Source organism: Micromonospora sp. NPDC047670 (assembly GCF_043204915.1).
Classification (GTDB): Bacteria; Actinomycetota; Actinomycetes; order Mycobacteriales; family Micromonosporaceae; genus Micromonospora.
Genome location: NZ_JBIDDA010000003.1, coordinates 538,494 through 556,643, shown reverse-complemented (window position 1 = coordinate 556,643; position 18,150 = coordinate 538,494). Strand labels below are relative to the sequence as shown.

Annotated in this window: 19 protein-coding genes; 8 read left to right on the top strand and 11 right to left on the bottom strand. The window is 75.1% G+C overall.

All coding sequences use genetic code 11. The annotated features are described in order from the left end of the window. Positions 1-12: 12 nt before the first annotated feature. The 3 genes from ACGF7U_RS10510 to cofC form a co-directional block, all read right to left on the bottom strand. On the bottom strand, positions 13-2,376 hold the full coding sequence (locus tag ACGF7U_RS10510) for an RNA degradosome polyphosphate kinase (protein WP_393105076.1): 2,364 nt from the start codon (positions 2,374-2,376) through the stop codon (positions 13-15). A 53-nt stretch (positions 2,377-2,429) separates the two neighbouring features. Next, positions 2,430-2,627: a cold-shock protein gene (locus ACGF7U_RS10505; RefSeq protein ID WP_393105074.1), complete on the bottom strand. Its 198-nt coding sequence runs from the start codon at positions 2,625-2,627 to the stop codon at positions 2,430-2,432. 200 nt (positions 2,628-2,827) lie between these two features. After that, positions 2,828-3,463 carry a 2-phospho-L-lactate guanylyltransferase gene (gene cofC / locus ACGF7U_RS10500; RefSeq protein WP_393105072.1) on the bottom strand — a complete coding sequence of 212 codons (636 nt, stop codon included), beginning with the start codon at positions 3,461-3,463 and terminating at the stop codon, positions 2,828-2,830. A 126-nt stretch (positions 3,464-3,589) separates the two neighbouring features. Here cofC and ACGF7U_RS10495 point away from each other — a divergent pair, with 126 nt between their 5' ends. The 4 genes from ACGF7U_RS10495 to ACGF7U_RS10480 all read left to right on the top strand — a co-directional run bounded on the left by ACGF7U_RS10495 (position 3,590) and on the right by ACGF7U_RS10480 (position 7,589). After that, on the top strand, positions 3,590-4,324 hold the full coding sequence (locus ACGF7U_RS10495; protein WP_393105070.1) for a lysophospholipid acyltransferase family protein: 735 nt from the start codon (positions 3,590-3,592) through the stop codon (positions 4,322-4,324). Continuing rightward, positions 4,321-5,319: an NAD(P)H-dependent glycerol-3-phosphate dehydrogenase gene (locus tag ACGF7U_RS10490; protein ID WP_393105068.1), complete on the top strand. Its 999-nt coding sequence runs from the start codon at positions 4,321-4,323 to the stop codon at positions 5,317-5,319. The genes ACGF7U_RS10495 and ACGF7U_RS10490 overlap by 4 nt, the downstream gene beginning before the upstream one ends. Positions 5,320-5,324: 5 nt before the next feature. Then, on the top strand, positions 5,325-6,485 hold the full coding sequence (locus tag ACGF7U_RS10485) for a cystathionine gamma-lyase (protein WP_393105066.1): 1,161 nt from the start codon (positions 5,325-5,327) through the stop codon (positions 6,483-6,485). Positions 6,486-6,800: 315 nt separating this feature from the next. Further along, complete coding sequence (locus ACGF7U_RS10480; protein WP_393105064.1) at positions 6,801-7,589, top strand: putative protein N(5)-glutamine methyltransferase; 789 nt, start codon at positions 6,801-6,803, stop codon at positions 7,587-7,589. 143 nt (positions 7,590-7,732) lie between these two features. Here ACGF7U_RS10480 and ACGF7U_RS10475 read toward each other — a convergent pair whose 3' ends face one another. Both ACGF7U_RS10475 and ACGF7U_RS10470 read right to left on the bottom strand, forming a co-directional pair. Further along, on the bottom strand, positions 7,733-7,933 hold the full coding sequence (locus ACGF7U_RS10475) for a DUF397 domain-containing protein (RefSeq protein WP_393105062.1): 201 nt from the start codon (positions 7,931-7,933) through the stop codon (positions 7,733-7,735). Positions 7,934-7,936: 3 nt separating this feature from the next. Continuing rightward, positions 7,937-8,782: a helix-turn-helix domain-containing protein gene (locus ACGF7U_RS10470; RefSeq protein ID WP_393105060.1), complete on the bottom strand. Its 846-nt coding sequence runs from the start codon at positions 8,780-8,782 to the stop codon at positions 7,937-7,939. Positions 8,783-9,060: 278 nt separating this feature from the next. On the opposite strand from ACGF7U_RS10470, the gene ACGF7U_RS10465 reads away from it, so the two are divergent. Next, the gene (locus ACGF7U_RS10465; protein WP_350704800.1) at positions 9,061-9,279 is read left to right on the top strand and encodes a hypothetical protein; all 219 of its coding nucleotides are present in this window, start codon (positions 9,061-9,063) and stop codon (positions 9,277-9,279) included. A 199-nt stretch (positions 9,280-9,478) separates the two neighbouring features. Here ACGF7U_RS10465 and ACGF7U_RS10460 read toward each other — a convergent pair whose 3' ends face one another. From ACGF7U_RS10460 to ACGF7U_RS10450, 3 genes are all read right to left on the bottom strand, one after another. After that, entirely contained in the window at positions 9,479-10,759 is a 1,281-nt protein-coding gene (locus ACGF7U_RS10460; RefSeq protein ID WP_393105058.1) for an ATP-binding protein, read from the bottom strand. Between the two features lie 74 nt (positions 10,760-10,833). Continuing rightward, complete coding sequence (locus ACGF7U_RS10455; protein WP_393105056.1) at positions 10,834-11,811, bottom strand: hypothetical protein; 978 nt, start codon at positions 11,809-11,811, stop codon at positions 10,834-10,836. A gap of 1 nt (position 11,812) precedes the next feature. After that, complete coding sequence (locus ACGF7U_RS10450) at positions 11,813-12,403, bottom strand: PadR family transcriptional regulator (protein ID WP_393105054.1); 591 nt, start codon at positions 12,401-12,403, stop codon at positions 11,813-11,815. Between the two features lie 218 nt (positions 12,404-12,621). On the opposite strand from ACGF7U_RS10450, the gene ACGF7U_RS10445 reads away from it, so the two are divergent. After that, positions 12,622-13,728: a D-alanine--D-alanine ligase family protein gene (locus ACGF7U_RS10445; RefSeq protein ID WP_393105052.1), complete on the top strand. Its 1,107-nt coding sequence runs from the start codon at positions 12,622-12,624 to the stop codon at positions 13,726-13,728. Positions 13,729-14,023: 295 nt separating this feature from the next. Here the strand turns inward: ACGF7U_RS10445 and ACGF7U_RS10440 are convergent, their stop codons facing one another. Next, positions 14,024-14,668, bottom strand: a complete 645-nt coding sequence (locus ACGF7U_RS10440; protein ID WP_393105050.1) for a DUF3515 family protein — start codon at positions 14,666-14,668, stop codon at positions 14,024-14,026. Continuing rightward, positions 14,669-14,902, bottom strand: coding sequence for an Lrp/AsnC ligand binding domain-containing protein (locus ACGF7U_RS10435; protein ID WP_013284547.1), 234 nt, complete (start codon positions 14,900-14,902; stop codon positions 14,669-14,671). Between the two features lie 122 nt (positions 14,903-15,024). On the opposite strand from ACGF7U_RS10435, the gene ACGF7U_RS10430 reads away from it, so the two are divergent. After that, positions 15,025-15,963 carry a thiamine-phosphate kinase gene (locus ACGF7U_RS10430; RefSeq protein WP_393105048.1) on the top strand — a complete coding sequence of 313 codons (939 nt, stop codon included), beginning with the start codon at positions 15,025-15,027 and terminating at the stop codon, positions 15,961-15,963. Positions 15,964-15,971: 8 nt separating this feature from the next. Next, positions 15,972-16,460 carry a GNAT family N-acetyltransferase gene (locus ACGF7U_RS10425; protein ID WP_393105046.1) on the top strand — a complete coding sequence of 163 codons (489 nt, stop codon included), beginning with the start codon at positions 15,972-15,974 and terminating at the stop codon, positions 16,458-16,460. Between the two features lie 141 nt (positions 16,461-16,601). Here the strand turns inward: ACGF7U_RS10425 and ACGF7U_RS10420 are convergent, their stop codons facing one another. Beyond that, entirely contained in the window at positions 16,602-17,858 is a 1,257-nt protein-coding gene (locus tag ACGF7U_RS10420; RefSeq protein ID WP_393105044.1) for an ATP-grasp domain-containing protein, read from the bottom strand. Positions 17,859-18,150: the final 292 nt, after the last annotated feature.

Genomic DNA, 18,150 nt, shown 5'->3' with positions numbered 1-18,150 from the left:
TGCGCGTGCCGGTCAGCTCGCGGTGCCACCGACCCGACGCAGTAGCAGTTCCTGCAGGTGGACCAGCGGCTCCTCCGCCGTGCCGGTACGCCGACTCCAGGTGCCGTCGGCCGCCAACTCGAACGCCTCCACGTCCGGGCCCATCGCCGCGGCCATGACGTGGTCCAGCTCGGCCCGGGCGACCGGATCGCTCACCCGCACCAGCGCCTCGACGCGGCGGTCCAGGTTGCGGTGCATCAGGTCGGCCGAGCCCATCCAGAACTCGGCGTCGCCGTTGTTGCCGAACCGGAAGATCCGCGAGTGCTCCAGGAACCGGCCCAGGATGGAGCGGACCCGGATGTTCTCCGACAGGCCCGGCACCCCCGGCCGCAGGGTGCACATGCCCCGGATCAGCAGGTCGACGTGCACACCGGCCCGGGAGGCCCGGTAGAGGGCGTCGGTGATCTCCTCGTCGACCAGCGAGTTCACCTTGATCTGCACGAGCCCCGGCATGCCGAGCCGTACGTGCGCGATCTCCCGCTCGATCCGCTCGATCAGCCCGCTGCGGATGCCCTGCGGGGCCACCAGCAGCCGCCGGTACGCCGTCTGCCGGCTGTAGCCGGTGAGCACGTTGAACAGGTCGGTCAGGTCGGCGCCGATCTCCGGGTCGGCGGTGAGCATGCCGAAGTCCTCGTAGAGCCGGGCGGTCTTCGGGTGGTAGTTGCCGGTGCCGATGTGGCAGTAGCGGCGGATCTGGTTGCCCTCCTGGCGTACGACCAGGGCGGTCTTGCAGTGCGTCTTCAGGCCCACGAGGCCGTAGACGACGTGGCAGCCGGCCCGCTCCAGGGTGCGCGCCCAACCGATGTTGGCCACCTCGTCGAAGCGAGCCTTCAGCTCGACCAGCACCACCACCTGCTTGCCGGCCGCCGCCGCGTCGACCAGCGCGTCGACGATCGGCGAGTCGCCGCTGGTGCGGTAGAGGGTCTGCTTGATGGCCAGCACGTCGGGGTCGGCGGCGGCCTGCTCGATGAAGCGCTGCACGCTGGTGGCGAACGAGTGGTACGGGTGGTGCACCAGGATGTCGCCGTCGCGCAGGGTGGCGAAGACGCTGCGGGGCACCTCGCCCTCGGTGAGCCGGGGGTGGGTGGCCGGCACGAACGGCGGGTCCTTCAGGTCCGGCCGGTCCGCCTCGTTGTAGAGCTGCCAGAGCGCCGACAGGTCCAGCAGGCCGGGCACCCGCAGCACCTCCTGGTCGTGCATGTCCAGCTCGCGCACGAGCAGCTCCAGCATGTGGTCGGAGATCGAGGCGTCCACCTCCAGCCGGACGGGCGGGCCGAACCGGCGCCGGGCCAGCTCCCGTTCCAGGGCCTGGAGCAGGTCCTCGTCGCGGTCCTCGTCGACCTCCACCTCGGCGTTGCGGGTGACCCGGAACAGGTGGCACTCCACCACCTGCATGCCGGAGAAGAGCTGCCCCAGGTGCACCGAGATCAGGTCCTCCACCGGCAGCATCCGCACGCCCGGCTGGTTGCGGTGCACACGGACGAAGCGCGGCACGTTGTTCGGCACCTTCACCCGGGCGAAGAGCTCGGAGCCGCCGTCCGGGTCGCGGACCGCCACAGCCAGGTTGAGCGACCGCCCCGAGATGTACGGGAAGGGGTGCGCCGGGTCGACCGCCAGCGGGGTCAGCACCGGGAAGATCTGCTCCCGGAAGTACGCGCGCAGCCGCGCCCGCTCCGGGTCGTCCAGGTCCGCCCAGCGCAGGATCCGGATGTCCTCGGCGGCCAGCTTCGGCAGCACGTCGTCGGTGAAGCAGGCCGACTGCCGGGCGACCAGCGCGGCGGCCTTCTCGGCGACCAGCTCCAGCTGGGTGCGCAGCGGCATCCGGTCGCCGCCGCGCACCGGCAGGCCGGCCTGGAGCCGCCGCTTCAACCCGGCCACCCGCACCATGTAGAACTCGTCGAGGTTGCTGGCGAAGATGGCGAGGAACTTGGCCCGTTCCAGCAGCGGCGTGCGCGGGTCCTCGGCCAGCGCCAGCACCCGGGCGTTGAAGTCGAGCCAGGAGAGCTCCCGGTTGAGGAAGCGGTCCTCGGGCAGCGGCGCGGCGGCGGGCGGCTCGTCGTCGGGCCCGGACGCCGACGGTGCGGCGGGGGACGGCTCGTCGTCGGGCCCGGACGCCGACGGTGCGGCGGGGGACGGCCCGGTGACCGGGTCGAGCACCTCCTCGAGGCCCGCGGAGGCGGCCGCCGCGTCGGGGCCGTCGTCGTCCGTCCGGGCGCTCTCGGCCGGACCCTGCGGTCGGAAGCGGCCGTCGGCGCCCCGGGGACGGGTGCCGTTGCGGGGCGCGGTGGGATCGGCGACGTGGGGCGGTCGGTTGGCGGGCTCGCGAGGGGTGCTCACCCGCTCATAATCACCCGATCCGGGTTAACGCAAAATGAACTTCGACCAGTCGTTCAGGCCATCGTCGGCAACGTCACCCGGACGACCTCGCCGGCCGCGTCGGTGTCGACGCGCACCCGCTGGCCGAGGCGGAGCAGCCGCAGGCCGGAGGCGTCGAACGCCCGGGCCGGGAAGGCCAGCTCGGTGCCGTCGTCGAGGAGCAGCATCCCGCTGCGGGTCGCCGCGTCGTAGGTGGCCACCGTCCCCTGCATGCCCCGCACGCTACACCGCCCGCGCCCCCGCACGAGCGCGCACACCGCCGCCACAACCGCGGCCCGCCGGCCACGCCCGCGCCGAACGGGCCACGCCTGCGGCGGGCGGGCAACGCGGCGGGCGGGCAACGCGGTGGACGGGCCACGCGGTGGACGGGCCACGCGGTGGACGGGCCACGCCGCGGCGGGGCAGCCGCGCGTCAGGCGGGGCAGCCGGCGGCGGCGAGCGCCGCGGTGTGCGGCCCCAGCCCGAGCCGGGCCGCCGCGGCCAGGTCGTCGGCGGTGTCCACGTCGCGGCGCAGACTCGGCCACTCCCCGGCCAGGGCGAGCGCCCCGCTCGCGGCGTGCGCGGCGGCCGAGCCGACCCCGAAGCGGGGATCCAGGGCCACGCCCGGTGGCGCGGCCAGCAGCACGGTGCCGTCGCCGGGCGCGTCCGCGACATACCGGCGTACGCCCGCAGGGTCGGCCTGGGCCGCCCGCAGCGCCGCCGCCAGCTCGGCCGGGCGCAGCGCGGGCAGGTCGGCGGTGAGCCCGGCCACCCAGCCGCCGCCGGCGGCCGACGCGCCGTGCCGGAAGGCGGCGTTCAGCCCGGCGTCCGGGGCGTCCGGCAGGGCCCTCGCGCCCGCCCGCCGGGCCGTCGCCGCCACCCGAGGGTCGTCGGTGACCACCAGCACGCGGGTGACCGCCGGGCAGGCCCGCACGGCGGCGACCGTGTCGGCCGCCAGGGCCAGCGCCAGCTCCTCGTGCGGTACGGCCGGCAGGGCGCCCCGCAACCGGCTCTTCGCGGCGGCGAGATGCTTCACCGGCACCACGACGGTCCACCCCGACTCACTCACACCCGCCATCCTGCCAGCGCACGGCGGTACCCTCTCTGGCCGGACCCTGGTCGAGCAGGCATGATTTCCGCTGCGGGCGTCACCGGGTGCGGATCCGGTGCGGGCGGGGCGGCACGAGGAGGCGCAGTGACACGGCGGAGGCTGGGATTCTGGCAATGGTTCGCCGTGGTGCTGGTCAAGCCGGTGATGCTCGTCTGGACCCGACGCACCTGGCGAGGCATGGAGTACCTCCGCCGCGACGGCGGCGTGATCATCGTGCCGAACCACATCTCGCACGCCGACCCGCTGGTCGCGGCGCACTTCGTCTACGACTCGGGCCGCTGGCCGCAGTTCCTGGGCAAGGCGAGCGTGTTCCGGGTTCCGCTGGTCGGCTGGATCCTGCACCGATGCCGCCAGATCCCCGTCGAGCGGGGCACCGTCGACGCGGTGCGGTCGCTCGACGCCCTGGTCGCCGCGCTGGCCGAGGGCGGCGCGGTGGTGATCTACCCGGAGGGCACCATCACCCGCGAGCCGGAGCTGTGGCCGATGAAGGGCAAGACCGGAGCTGCCCGGCTCGCGCTCGCCACCGGCGCGCCGGTGGTCCCGGTCGCCATGTGGGGGCCGGAGCGGATCTTCGACCCGCGCCGGTCCCGGCTGAACCCGCGCCCCCGGATTCCGGTGACCGTGGTGGCCGGCCCGCCGGTCGACCTCAGCCGGTGGGCCGGGGCCACCCCGACCAAAGCCGTCCTCGAGGAGATGACCGACACCATCATGCTGCGGCTGCGTGACCTGCTCGCCGAGATCAGGGGCGGCACCGCGCCGCCCCTGTGGGAACGACCGGCCCGCCCGGGAGACGAGCGCCGGCCGGAGGCGGCGGCGTGAGCGGGCACGTCGCGGTGCTGGGGGCCGGGTCGTGGGGGACGGCGTTCGCCAAGATCCTCGCCGACGCCGGCCGGGACGTCACCATCTGGGCGCGCCGGCAGCCGGTCGCCGACACGATCCGCGCCGAGCGGCGCAACCCGGAGTACCTGCCGGACGTGCTGCTCCCGTCCCGGGTCACGGCGACCGGGGACGCCGCCGAGGCGATCACCGGGGCCGAGCTGGTGGTGCTGGCCGTGCCGTCGCAGACGCTGCGCGGCAACCTGGCCGAGTGGACCGGGCACCTGCACCCGGACGCCACCCTCGTCTCGCTGATGAAGGGGATCGAGCTCGGCACCACCAAGCGGATGAGCGAGGTGATCGTGGAGACCGCCGGGGTGGCGGCGGACCGGGTGGTGGTGGTCTCCGGCCCCAACCTGGCCCCCGAGATCGCCGCCGAGCAGCCGGCCGCCACGGTGGTCGCCTGCACCGACTCCGCCCGGGCCACGCTGGTGCAGCGCTCGATCACCACGCCCTACTTCCGGCCGTACACGAACGACGACGTGATCGGCTGCGAGCTGGGTGGCGCGGTGAAGAACGTGATCGCCCTGGCGTACGGCATCGCCGTCGCGATGGGCTTCGGTGACAACACCCGCGCCATGCTGGTCACCCGGGGGCTGGCCGAGACCGCCCGCCTCGGGGTGGCCCTCGGCGCGGATCCGCTCACCTTCGCCGGCCTGGCCGGGATGGGGGATCTGGTCGCCTCCTGCTCCTCGCCGATGGCCCGCAACCGCACCTTCGGCGAGCACCTGGGGCGGGGCGCGACCCTGGAGGAGGCCCGCGTCGCCACCCGGCAGACCGCCGAGGGGGTCAAGAGCGCGCTCGCCATCCGCGACCTGGCCCGGGCGCACGCGGTGGAGATGCCGATCACCGAGCAGGTCGAGCTGGTCTGCCACGAGGGCGTCGACCCGCGGCTCGCCGTTGACGCCCTGATGAGCCGGACGACGAAACCGGAGTGAGTGACATGACCGAGCCTCACGCGTACCAGGCAGACGGCGCCGCAGCCGGCCGACGGGAGGGGCCCGCCGACGGCACCCGCTGCGTCCGCGCCGGGCTGCCCGAGCCGGCCCCCGGCCAGCCGTTCCTGCCCGGGCCGGTCTTCGCCGCGCCGTACCATCTCGACCCGTGGGCGGGACCGGCGGCGGCGCCGGACGGCTACGGCCGGCCGGACAACCCCACCCGGCGGCTGCTGGAGGCGGCGATCGGGGAGCTGGAGGGGGGCGACTGCCGGGTCTTCGCCAGCGGGCAGGCCGCGATCACCGGGCTGCTGCTGACGGTGCTGCGGCCGGGGGACACCGTGGTGCTCCCGTCGGACGGCTACTTCTCCGTCCGGGCGTTCGCCACCGACACCCTGGAGGGCATCGGGGTCCGGGTGCTCCTCGCCCCCACCGCCGGCCCCTATCCGGCCTTCGACGGCGTACGCCTGGTGCTGCTGGAGACCCCGGCCAACCCGGGCCTGGACGTCGCCGACGTGCCCGCGCTGGCCGCCCGCGCGCACGCCGCCGGCGCCCTGGTCGCGGTCGACAACACCACGGCCACGCCGCTCGGGCAGCGCCCGCTGGACCTCGGGGCCGACCTCGCGGTGGCCTCCGGCACGAAGGCGCTGACCGGGCACTCCGACCTGCTGCTCGGCTACGTCGCCACCCGCTCGGCCGAGCTGCTGGCGGCGGTGACCGGCTGGCGGAACGTCACCGGGGCGGTGCCCGGCGCCTTCGACGCCTGGCTCGCCCACCGGTCGCTGGCCACCCTGGACCTGCGGCTGGCCCGGCAGACCGCCAACGCCGAGGCGCTGGCCGGGCTGCTCGCCGGGCGCGCCGACGTGACCGGGCTGCGCTGGCCGGGGCTGCCCGGCGACCCGGCCCACCCGGTGGCCTCGGTCCAGATGCGACGGATGCCGGGGGTGCTCTCCTTCGATCTCGGCGACGCCGAGCGGGTGGCGCGGTTCCTCGACGCGGCCCGGCTGGTGGGCGCGGCCACCTCCTTCGGCGGCCTGCACACCACCGCCGACCGGCGGGCCCAGTGGGGCGACGACACCCCGCCCGGCTTCGTCCGGCTCTCCTGCGGGGTGGAGGACGCCGTCGACCTGGTCGCCGACGTGGCCGCCGCGCTCGACGCCAGCCGCTGAACACGCCGGCCGCCCGACCGCGCGCCGGCCGCCCGACCGCGCGCCGGCCGCCCGACCGCGCGCCGGCCGCCCGACCGCGCGCCGGCCGCCGAACACGACGGCCGGTGACCGCTCGCCGGTCGGTGGGCACGCCGGTCGGTGACCGCTCGACGGTGGCCGCTGGGCTATGGTGTCCGTGGTCCGGAGCCGCCGGGCCCCGACCCGAGGAGGTGAGTCCGATCCACCCGACAGGCAGGACCGACGCTCCCCTCCGACGGCACGCCGGCTGATTTCCGGCGGCCCGGGAGCGTCGACGAGCGTTCCCGGAGGTTCACCGTGACTGTTTCCTTCCATCCCGACCGACCCGCCCTCGTGCACCGGCTGCGCGCCGCCGGCTGTGTCTACGCCGAGGACGAGGCGGACCTGCTGATCGCCGCCGCCGACTCGCCGCAGGCGCTGGCCGACCTGGCCGCCCGTCGGGTCGCCGGGCTGCCGCTGGAGCACCTGCTCGGCTGGGCCGAGTTCTGCGGCGAGCGGATCGCCGTCGAACCCGGCGTGTTCGTGCCCCGCGCCCGTACGGCCCTGCTGGTCGACGCCGCCGCCGCGGTGACCGGTCCGGCGGCGGCCGTGGTGGACCTCTGCTGCGGTTCCGGCGCCACCACCGTGGCGCTGGCCCGCCGGCTCGCCCCGCGCTGGCTGGCCGCCGCCGACGTCGACCCCGCCGCCGTGGCCTGCGCCCGGCGCAACCTGGCCCCGCTGGGCGTCCCGGTCTTCCACGGCGACCTGTACGCGCCGCTGCCGGCGCGCTGGCGGGGAAGGCTGGACCTGGTGGTGGCCAACGCGCCGTACGTGCCGACGGCGGCGGTGGCGCTGATGCCGCCGGAGGCCCGGTTGCACGAGGCGCCGGTGGCCCTCGACGGCGGGCCGGACGGGCTGGCGGTGCTGCGCCGGGTCGCCGCGGGCGCGGCGCGCTGGCTGGCCCCGGGCGGGCACCTGGTGGTGGAGACGAGCGAGGCGCAGACGGAGGCGCTCTGCGCCGCGCTGGCCGCCGCCGGCCTGCGCCCCACGGTGACCCGCGACGACGACCGGGACGCCACCGCCGTCACCGCCCGCCGCCCTGCCTGAGCCCCGCTTCCGCGTCGCCGGTCCGGCTCCCGCGCCGTGACCCGCGCGTCGACGGCCCCACCGGCTCCCATCGGCGGGACCGTCGACGGCGCGGGGGCGCCGGCGTCGCGTGCGGGTAGCGGCGCGCCGGCGCCGTGGGTGGGTCAGCGGCGGGGCGGCGCCCCGGCGAAGGCGGCCCAGGCGGCGGGCGGGAAGATCAGCGCCGGGCCGGACGGGTCCTTCGAATCGCGGACGGCGACCGTTCCCGGGAGCACCGCCATCTCCACGCACGCCCCCTCGTCGCCGCTGTGGCTGCTCTTGCGCCACCGGGCCACGGCGAGCGTCGCGCTGGTCGTCGGTGTCATGTCCTACCGTCCCTTCAGGAGTTGGAGGAGCTGGTCGCGGCTGGCCGCCGGGCTGAGCGCGACGGTCCGCAGGTGCTCCATGATCTTGGTGCAGGTTCGCAGGTCACCCGGTCGGTCCAGGACCATCTGCCCGGCCACGGTCTCCACCGAGGCGATGATCGGGTCCTCCGGGTCGGCGAACTCCAGGATGTGCAGCGAGCCCCGGGTGCCCCGGTGGTAGCCGGCGGCGAGGGGGATCACCTGCACCGTGATGTTCGGCAGCTCGCCCATCTTCAGCAGGTGGTGCAGCTGACTCTCCATCACCGGGCGGCCGCCGACCGGGCGCAGCAGCGCGCCCTCGTCGATGATGGCGTCCAGGATCGGCGGGTTGTCGGCGGTGAGCCGCTGCTGGCGGTCGAGCCGGACCTGGACCCGCTGCTCCACCTCGTCGTCGCCGAGGGTGTGCGGGCCGCCGCGCATGACGCCCCGGATGTAGTCGGCGGTCTGCAGCAGCCCCGGCACCACCGACGGCTCGAAGTTGGCGATCCCGGTCGCCTCGGCCTCGAGCGCGATGAAGTCGATGGTGCGCCGGTCCAGCAGGTACGAGTACGACACCCACCAGCCGGGCTTGCGCGCGTCCTTGGCGAGCTGGACGGCCGCCGCCACCTCGTCCGCGCCGACCCCGTAGAGGGTGAGCAGGGCGCGCACGGTGGCCGGGCTGACCAGCGTCTGCGCGTTCTCGTAGCGGGACAGGGTGCTGCGGGTGCTGCTGATCTCGTCCGCCGCCGCCTCCAGGGTGAGGCCGGCGGCTTCCCGGTGCGTGCGCAACGCGATGCCCAGGCGTCGGGCGCGGGCGGTCTTGGGAGCCATGCATCGATCGTCGCACATCTTGCCGGGAAGGTGTAGATGAGAGAACGTCGATGAGAGTTGCATTCACGGCTGTAGACATGTCAATCTGTCATCGCGTCCTCACCGCCGGTTGTCGTGGCGACGGTGGTGGTGAGCGACCGGAGGGGATGGGGCGCGCGGCGATCGGGTTTCTCCCCCGTACCCGATCGCCGCGTGCCACGCCCGTGGCCCGCCAGCCGGAAGGGATTCGACGTGCGTACTGGTCAGCAGATCCGCGCCGACCGCGCCGGCGGCCTCCGGTGACGCGGTTCCTCGTGGTGCTCACCGACGTCCGCCCCGTCGACGGCGCCGGGCGCGACGAGCGGACCTGCCCCGAGCGGCGCCGCCAGGTGGTCGGCGCGACCAGCCGGGAGGCGGCCGACCGGATCGCCGGCGCGTTCATGGCGCTGGGCATGGTGCGGGCCGGCCGGCAGCGGGTCAAGGTGATCGCCATCGGCCGGCGACACGCGCGCGGCTGACCCGCCGCCGCAGGCGACGCCGCGTCCGGCACGCCGGGCCGGGCGACGCGAGCAGGGAAGACGCCGCGAGGCCGGCGCCGGGCGCGCCGGCGAGTCGGTGCGACCGGGGAGAGCGGCCCCGCCGGACCCAGCCCGTCCGGCAGGAGGCCCGGCCCGGCGGAGAGGCGCGGCCCGGCGCCCCGCCGGGCCGTCTCCGGCGTCACAGCATCCGGCGCCGCTTCAGGTACGCCACCAGGTCGTCGTAGACGCCCCCCTCGTTGGCGAACATCGCCACGTTGCGGGCCGTGGCCATCCACGGCTTCGTCGAGGGCCGGACCTCCTTCGCCGCCCGTTCCAGGTCCCGCTGCTCGATCATGCGCACCTCGCCGGTGCGTACGGAGTCGGCCATCGCGTACTCGGCGGCGGTCTCGCAGAGGTGGGCCAGATCGGCGCCGGAGTAGTCCTCCGTGGCGGCCACGATCTTCCGCAGGTCGATCCCGGCGATCGGCCGTTCCCGGAGGTGGTACTCCAGGATGGACCGGCGCGCCTCCGCGTCCGGCGGCAGCACCAGCACCACCCGGTCGAGCCGGCCCGGGCGGCGCAGCGCGGGGTCGACGTCCCAGGGGGTGTTGGTGGCGGCCAGCACGAAGACGCCCTCGTTGCTGCCCTCCATCCCGTCCAGCTCGGCCAGCAGTTGGTTGCCCAGCGTCCGCATCGAGCTGGAGCCGACCTGCGAGCGCTTGTGCCCGAGCGCGTCGACCTCGTCGAGGAAGAGCACGCAGGGCGCGTTGCGGCGGGCCGCCTGGAACAGCTCGTGCAGGTTGCGCTCCGAGTTGCCCATCCACATGTCGAGGACGTCCACGATGGACAGCGAGATGAACTTGGCGCCCATCTCGCCGGCGACGGCCCGGGCGAGGAACGTCTTGCCGCAGCCGGGCGGGCCGTAGAGCATCAGGCCGCCACGCAGGCTCTTGCCGTACATCTTGCGTAGCTGGGGGTTGCGCAGCGGGCCGAGGAAGGCCAGCTCCAGCCGCTCCTTGACCGCCGACATGCCGCCCACGTCGGCCAGCCGGATGCCGGAGGTCTCCACGTCGAACACCCGGTCCTCGTCGCCGGTCACCGGCTCCGGCTCGTCGCCGGCGCGGGCGAAGCGCGGCGGCACGACGTCCGCCAGCTCCTGCTCGTAGGCCGCGAGGGGATCCTGGTCGGCGGTCGCGGCGGGACCGTCGGGCCCGGCCGACGCCCGGCGCTGCGCCGGCGGCTGCGGGCCCGCCGGGGCGGGCGCCGGCGGCGGTACGGAGCCACCCAGCGCCCGCTGCATCAGGGCCTGCGCCTGGGCGTTGCCCGGATCCCGGGCGAGCGCCTGCCCGACCTGCGCGATCGCCTCCCCGGCCCGGCCGCCGTCCAGCAGCAGCGAGGCGAGGTGGAGTCGCAGCGGCAGGTCGTCGGGGCGGGCGTCCAGGGCCGCCGTCAGCGATTCGATGAGGGGATCAGCGCTCATAGGACGAGCAGCGTAGTGGGCGCCCGGCGCCGTCATCGCCCCGGATCTCGGTGGTGGCGGACGCCGGGCGGCCCTCAGTGCGTCGTCCCGTCGCCCAGCTCCTCGACGAGCTTGCGGTAGACGTCGAAGGCCGGCTTGCGGGTGTAGTCGTCGGTGAGGAGCCCGAACCGGTGGAACAGACTGGCCCGCGTGCTGTCGGCGTCGCGGAGCGCGAAGTGCGAGTATCCGTCGACCAGCAGCTCCGGGGCCACCGCCGCCAGGGTGCGGAGCACGATGTCGACCACCTCCGCCTGGCGGGCCGCCGGACGGTCCGGCCCGGTGGGCCAGCCGTGTTCGGTGATGCGCAGCGGCACCGCGCCCAGCCCCGCCGGCGTGAGTGCCTCGACACGGTGCCGGCGCAGCAGCCACTCGACGGCGCCGGCGAGGTCGGCCACGGCGACCGGGTGGAAGACGTCGGGGAAGAAGTCCAGACCCACGTAGTCGAGGTCGGCGACGAAGTCCGGGCCGCCCCGGCGGGTCAGGTCCGCGATGAACGAGGCGGCCGGGCCGAACAGCGGGGTGGTGTTGAAGCCGACCCGGAGGTGCCGGTGACCGAGCCGGCGCGCGTGTTCCCTGGCAGCCGACACCCCGGCCACCACGGCGTCGGCGACGTTCGGGTAGTAGCCGTCCAGCACCGGGTTGCCGGGCACGTTCGGCTCCTCCGTGATCTGGAGCCGGTCGGTGACGGCACCGTACTGGTCGATCACCTCCCGGACGAAGTCGCAGTACCCGGCGACGTCGCCGGAATCCGAGCGGTACTGCGCCACGAGTTCGAGGCGGCGGCCGTCCCCGGCGTACCGGGCCGCGTCGGGTGGCGTCGCGGTCGGGTGCGGTCCGCCACGCGGGGTCCGGTCGTGGAAGGTGAGGTAGGCGCGGACCAGGAAGGGCCGACCCGGCCGGCCCTGGAGATCCGCCAGCGCCGTGGCGATCTGCTGCGGATCGTCGGGCCGGCCGGCGGCGATCCCGCCGGCGTCGTCGCCGGTCACGCTGCCGGGGTAGATACCGAAGAGCATGTCAACTCCCGTGGGGTTCGGCGGTGCCCGGCCAGGCCAGCGCACCGGTGCGGATCTCCGCGAGCACCGAGTCGATCCAGGCCAGCTCGGCGTGGGCCAGCCGGAGCGCGTACTCGGCCTCGATGACGTGCAGCCGCGGCACGCCCTCGCCGAGCACCCCGGCCAGCCGGCGCTCGTCGGCCGCGGTCCGTTCCCGCAGCAGCCTGGCGCGCTCGGCCAACGCGTCCGTCGCGCCCTCCGGGCCCAGGGCCCCGAGGTAGGCGACGGCGCCGAGGAACGGGGTGAACTCCCGCTGCGGGTTGCGGATCTGCGCGTCGAGGCGACGGACCAGCTCCTCCCGGCCGGCGGTGGTCAGCGCGTACACGGTCCGCTCCGGACGGTTCCCGGCCCGCAGCCGGGCCGCTTCGGCGATCCAGCCGGCGGCGAGGAGCGCGCCGACGATGTCGTAGACCGAGCCGCGGGTGATCGCCGCGGCCCGGTACTCGCTGCGTCGCCGCAGCTCACCGAGGAGGTCGTACGGGTGCATGGGGCGTTCCAGGAGCAGGCCGAGGATCGCCAGCACCAGCGGGTTGTCGAGGGCGCGCCGTGGCATGGTCGAACTCTAACAGTCGAAATCGACTATCGGTTCGACGGCCTGGGCGGAGGTTGGGTGGAATGGCGCGTCGAAGTTACGCACCGTATAGGCTTCGCTGACCGATTGCGCGTGGTCGTCGTCGCTCGCGGGTATCGGCATCCGGATTCGGCCACGCACAGTAAGGTCAACCGGGTGAGCGCCACGACCGGAACAGTCGCGTACGAAGAGGTGACGCAGTGACCACCCCAGGCAGGACCCGCGTGGCGATCGTCTTCGGCGGCCGCAGCCCGGAGCACGGCATCTCCTGCGTCAGCGCCGGCAGCGTGCTCGCCGCGCTCGACCCGGACGAGTTCGAGGTGGTGCCGGTGGGCATCACCCGGGCCGGCCAGTGGGTGCTGACCAGCGGCGACCCGGCCCAGTTGGCGATCAACGCCCGCCGGCTGCCGGAGATCACCGCCGAGTCCGGCACCGACATCGTGCTGCGCGCCGACCCGACCGGCAACGGGCTGATGGTGCTCGACCCGGCCGAGGGCCCCCGGGCGCTCGCCGACGTCGACGTGGTCTTCCCGGTGCTGCACGGCGCGTACGGGGAGGACGGCACCATCCAGGGCATGCTGGAGATGGCCGGCATCCCCTACGTGGGGGCGAACGTCTTCGCCTCCGCCGCCGCCATGGACAAGGAGTTCACCAAGAAGCTCTGCGCCGCCGAGGGCATCCCGGTCGGCCCGTACGCGGTGCTGCGCAACGGGATGACGCTGAGCGAGGCGGAGAAGGAGCGGCTGGGGCTGCCGGTCTTCGTCAAGCCCTCCCGGGCCGGCTCGTCGTTCGGCATCACCAAGGTCACCGACTGGGCGGACCTGGACGCCGCCGTCGCCACGGCCCGCCAGATCGACCCGAAGGTGCTCGTGGAGGGCGCCGTCGTCGGCCGCGAGATCGAGTGCGGCGTGCTGGAGGGCGAGGCCGGCGGCGCGCCGGAGGCGTCTGTGCTCGCCGAGGTCCGGGTCGTCGGCGACTACGACTTCTACGACTTCGAGGCCAAGTACATCGACGCCGAGGGCGCCTGCGAGTACGACATTCCCGCCGGCCTGCCCGAGCGGGTGACCCGGCAGATCCAGGAGTACGCGGTCCGCGCCTTCACCGCACTCGACTGCGCCGGCCTGGCCCGGGTCGACTTCTTCGTCACCCCGGAGTTGGACGTCTACCTCAATGAGATCAACACGATGCCGGGCTTCACGCCGACGTCGATGTTCCCCCGGATGTGGGCGGCCTCCGGGCTGGAGTACCCGAAGCTGGTCAACCGGCTCATCCGCACCGCCCTGCACCGCGGCGTCGGCCTGCACTGACCCGGAACGTCGGCCTGCACCGACCGGGATGTGTGGGCCTGCACCGACCCGCCCCGCCGGTCGGCACCCGCGCACCCCTCCCCGCACCGCCGCGCCCGGCGGGCGCCCTCCGCGAAGATCGCGCTGTTTCGGGGAAGTAGTGGCCTCCCGACGGAGGGGAGACCACTACTTCCGGGAAGTTGCCGACAGGATCGGCCGGGTGGCCGGGTGGCCGGGTGGCCGGGTGGCCGGGTGGCCGGGTGGCCGGGTGGCCGGGTGGCCGGGTGGCGGGGGCGGGGTGGGTGGCGGCGGGGGGTCAGCCGCGGCAGCCTGCCGGGGCGTCGCCGCCGGAGGGCACGGAGGCCACGATCGTCTCCGAGATGGGGGAGACCCACTGCAGGGCCTGACCGTAGGAGCGCGGCACGCGGACCGTGACGGCGGTCTCCCGGTCCAGGGTGGTGAGCACGGTGGCGTCGGTCTCCTCCCGGGCGTACCAGCAGACCTTGTTGACCGTCCACACGTCGTCCGTCTCGCCGACGGTCGGCTCGGCGCCGCCGCAGGCCAGGGTCAGCGCCGGGTCGCCGTACGCGGCGTTCTGCTCCGGGCCGGCGGTGACCGGCCGCTGGGGGAGGTCGTTGACGGTGGGCGGCAACTGCGAGAGCAGGGCCCGGCAGACCGTGGCGGGCCGCTCGCGCAGCGCCGGCGCGGCCATCTCGACCGGGGCGGTGGACTGCGCGCGGGGCGCGCTGGCCGTCGGACTCGGCGCGGTGACCGGTTCGGCCGGCTCGTCCGGGGAAAGCTGGGTGAAGGCGAGCGCGCCCACCAGCGCGGTGACCGGGAGCGCGACGAGCGTGGCGATCAGCGCCGCGCTCCGGGTCGTCCGGTCCCGGGTCGGGCGGTCGGGGGCGACCTCGTCCGGCTGGGCGGAATCGGTCACGGGAGAGTCGATGATCTTGTCCACTTACAGGCGCACCACCGAACACGTGAGGGTGCGGGTGATGCCGGGCACCATCTGCACCTTGCTGACGATGAGTTTGCCGAGCTCGTCGACGGTGTTCGCCTCGGTGAGCACGACCACGTCGTACGGCCCGGTGACGGCGTCGACCCGCACTACGCCGGCAAGGTCCGCGATGAGACCGGCCACGTCACGCGCCCGGCCGACCTCGGTCTGGATGAGGATGTACGCCTGTACCACGACTCGACCTCCGTCCGTCGCCGCCCGCGGGCGGCCCGAAGGGAGAAAGTACCTTACGGACCAGGTCTGATCCCTATCGGTGGTCAAGGAGAAGCGGTGAGCGAGCACGGCGGAGGGCCGGCATGAGTGTCGCGGGGGTCGGCGAGTTCGGCCTGATCGACCGGGTGACCGCCCGGTTGTCGTACGGATCGACTGTTCTGCTCGGTCCCGGAGACGACGCGGCGGTGGTGGCCGCCCCGGACGCCCGGGTCGTGGCCTCGACCGACGTGCTGGTGGAGGGACGGCACTTCCGGCGGGACTGGTCCGGCCCGCGGGACGTCGGCCACCGGGCGGCGGCGGCCAACCTGGCCGACGTCGCCGCGATGGGGGCGGAGCCGACGGCGCTGCTGGTCGCGCTCTGCATGCCGCCGGAGCTGGAGACCGGGTGGGCCGAGGAACTCGCCGACGGGCTGGCCGCCGAGGCGGCGAAGGTGGGCGCGAGCGTGGTCGGCGGGGACATGTCGGCCAGCCCCACGCTGACGATCGCGGTCACCGCGCTCGGCGACCTCGGTGGCCGGCCGCCGGTGACGCGTTCCGGGGCGCGGCCCGGGGACGTGCTGGCCCTGGCCGGCCGGACCGGGTACGCCGCGGCCGGATTCACCGTGCTCTCCCGGGGCTTCCGCACGCCCCGGCTGCTGGTGGAGGCGTACCGCCTGCCGGAGGTGCCCTACCGGGCCGGACCGCACGCGGCCCGGCTCGGCGCCACCTCGATGATCGACGTGTCGGACGGGCTGCTCGCCGACCTCGGGCACGTGGCGAAGGCCAGCGGGGTGGCCCTCGACGTGCGGCGGGACGCCTTCGAGGTGCCCCGGCAGATGCGCGACGCCGCCCAGGCGCTCGGCGTCGACCCGTACTCCTGGCTCCTCGCCGGGGGCGACGACCACGCGCTGGCCGCGACCTTCCCGCCGGCGGTGGCGCTGCCGCCCGACTGGCGGCCGATCGGGCGGGTGACGGAGGGCTCCGGTGTCACCGTCGACGGCGAGCCGTACGACGGACCCGCCGGCTGGGACCACTTCCGGTAAGGGCCGGCATGGGTCGTACCCTTTACTCCGTGAGTGAGATCGAGATCCGCGTCGAGCGCTTCGACTCGCCGGTGGCGCAGCGGCTGATCCACGCCGCGCTGGCGGACCTCAGCGCGCGGTACGGCGGCAGCGGCGACGACACCCCGGTCGACCCGGGCGAGTTCGAGCCGCCGGCCGGGGCCTTCCTCGTCGCCCACCTGGGCGGCGAGCCGGTCGGCTGCGGCGGCTGGCGCAGTCACGGCGACGAGGGCGACACGGCCGAGCTGAAGCGGATGTACACGGCCCCGGCGGCCCGGGGACGGGGCGTGGCCCGGGCGGTGCTGGCCGCCGTGGAGCGCTCGGCCCGCGAACACGGGCGCAAGCGGATCGTCCTGGAGTGCGGCGACAAGCAGCCCGAGGCCATCGCCATGTACACGGCGGCCGGCTACGAGCGGATCCCGAACTTCGGCTTCTACAAGGACGCCCCGGGCTGCCTCTCGTTCGGCCGCACCCTCTGAGCCGACGGCCCGGCCCGGCGGAGGAGCCCGGGACGGACCGGTCCGGCCGAGGAACCCGCGCCGGGCCGCACCCGCTGGGCCCGTCGGCCCGGGACGGCCCGGCCTGGCTGGGGAGCCCGCGCCGGGTCGACCGCGGCGCGGTCAGGCGGTGGTGATCCGGATCTGCTCGACGGCCCTGCCGGCGTTGGCGGTCGCCTCGGCCGGGTCGGCGCCCCAGGCCAGCAGGTGGCCGCTGCGCCACAGCGAGGACGTGACCTCGGCCACGGTGTCGCCGACCGCGACGTCGAGCTGCACCTCGAGCACCCCGGGCGCCCGGAGGGCCTGGCGCGCCCCGTCGACGGCGGTGACGGTGCCGGGCGGGGCCAGCAGGAACTCGACCGCCGCCGCGCCGATCGGCCGCGTGGGCAGGGCCGGCCGTTCCCCGCGCAGCGTCCGCAGGTACGCCTCGATGAACCCGCACTCGTACGCGATCGACACCAGCGCGGTGATCATGTCGCCGGGCAGCCGGGCCGCGCACTCGACCAGCGTCGGCACCCCGTCGGCCAGGATCCACTCGCTGTGCAGCGTGCCGGTGCGGAAGCCGGCGGCGGCGGCCAGCCGGGTCGCCGCCCCGACCAGCTCCCGGCGGGTGGCCTCGGGCAGCGCGGTCGGCACGGTGTGGCCGGTCTCCACGGGGGAGCGCCCCGGCCGCACCCGCTTGTCGGTGACGTTGGCGAAGAACACCTCGCCGTCGGCGACCAGCAGCTCGACGCTGTGCTCCCGGCCGTCGACCACCTGCTCGACGAGGACGGCCGTGGGCAGCCCGCGGCCGGTCGCCTCCGGCGGGTCCTCGGGGGAGGCGGTCCCCGCCCAGGCCCCGGCAATCTCGGTCGGGTCGGCGATGATCTGCACCCCGAGGCTGCCCGAGCGGCGGGTCGGCTTCAGCACGCACCGGCCGCCGTGCCGCTCGGCGAACCCCGTCGCCGCGGCGGGGGAGTCGACCAGCGCGAAGGCCGGGTTGGTCAGGCCGGCCTCGGCGGCGAGCAGCCGCATCCGGTGCTTGTCGGCGAAGATGTCGGCCGCCGCGGGACCGGCGCCGGGCAGATCCAGCGCCTCGGCGAGCCGGGCGGTGGCGCCGACGGCGTACTCCAGGCCGGGTATGACCAGCCGGGCGGCGGCCAGCGCGGGTTCCCGGTCGACCAGCGCGGCGGCGTCCAGGCCGGTCTGGTACTCGGCGGGCACCACCCGGGAGATGAAGGCCATCCCGCGGGCGAACCGCTCCAGCCCCCGGCGCTCGATGACGTCCGGTTCCTCGACGAGGACGACGCTGCCGGCGGGCAGTTCCTCGCTGAACCAGCGCAGCATTCCAAGGGAGGCCCCGACGATGACAATCTCGTCCCGGCCTAGGTCAAGCTGCACCTGTCGTCCTCCGCGGTCGGCTTCTCCGTGCGCTGGATCCGACCCGGACGCCCGGCGCAGGCAGACCCTAACGGGGCCGACACCGCCCGTCGAACCGGCCGTCGCGTACCCGTCAGCCGGCCCGCCGGGACCCGACAGAGCCGGGGGTTCCCGGACCGGCGGCAACGGCGGACGACCCGGCGACGACGTCGACCGCTCGAAAGGAGAGCGGCGTCAGCGCCGGCGGGCGGGCGCGGACACGACAGAGCCGGCGGGCCACGGGGGCCCGCCGGCAATGACGAGTGTGAAGCTG

Bases quoted from the DNA above. Each gene is read 5' to 3' on its own strand.
- ACGF7U_RS10505 (WP_393105074.1), bottom strand. From the start codon at position 2,627: ATGCAGGGGACGGTGGCCACCTACGACGCGGCGACCCGCAGCGGGATG.
- ACGF7U_RS10485 (WP_393105066.1), top strand. From the start codon at position 5,325: ATGACCGAGCCTCACGCGTACCAGGCAGACGGCGCCGCAGCCGGCCGA.
- ACGF7U_RS10475 (WP_393105062.1), bottom strand. From the start codon at position 7,933: ATGACACCGACGACCAGCGCGACGCTCGCCGTGGCCCGGTGGCGCAAG.
- ACGF7U_RS10470 (WP_393105060.1), bottom strand. From the start codon at position 8,782: ATGGCTCCCAAGACCGCCCGCGCCCGACGCCTGGGCATCGCGTTGCGC.
- ACGF7U_RS10460 (WP_393105058.1), bottom strand. From the start codon at position 10,759: ATGAGCGCTGATCCCCTCATCGAATCGCTGACGGCGGCCCTGGACGCC.
- ACGF7U_RS10455 (WP_393105056.1), bottom strand. From the start codon at position 11,811: ATGCTCTTCGGTATCTACCCCGGCAGCGTGACCGGCGACGACGCCGGC.
- ACGF7U_RS10450 (WP_393105054.1), bottom strand. From the start codon at position 12,403: ATGCCACGGCGCGCCCTCGACAACCCGCTGGTGCTGGCGATCCTCGGC.
- ACGF7U_RS10430 (WP_393105048.1), top strand. From the start codon at position 15,025: ATGAGTGTCGCGGGGGTCGGCGAGTTCGGCCTGATCGACCGGGTGACC.
- ACGF7U_RS10425 (WP_393105046.1), top strand. From the start codon at position 15,972: ATGGGTCGTACCCTTTACTCCGTGAGTGAGATCGAGATCCGCGTCGAG.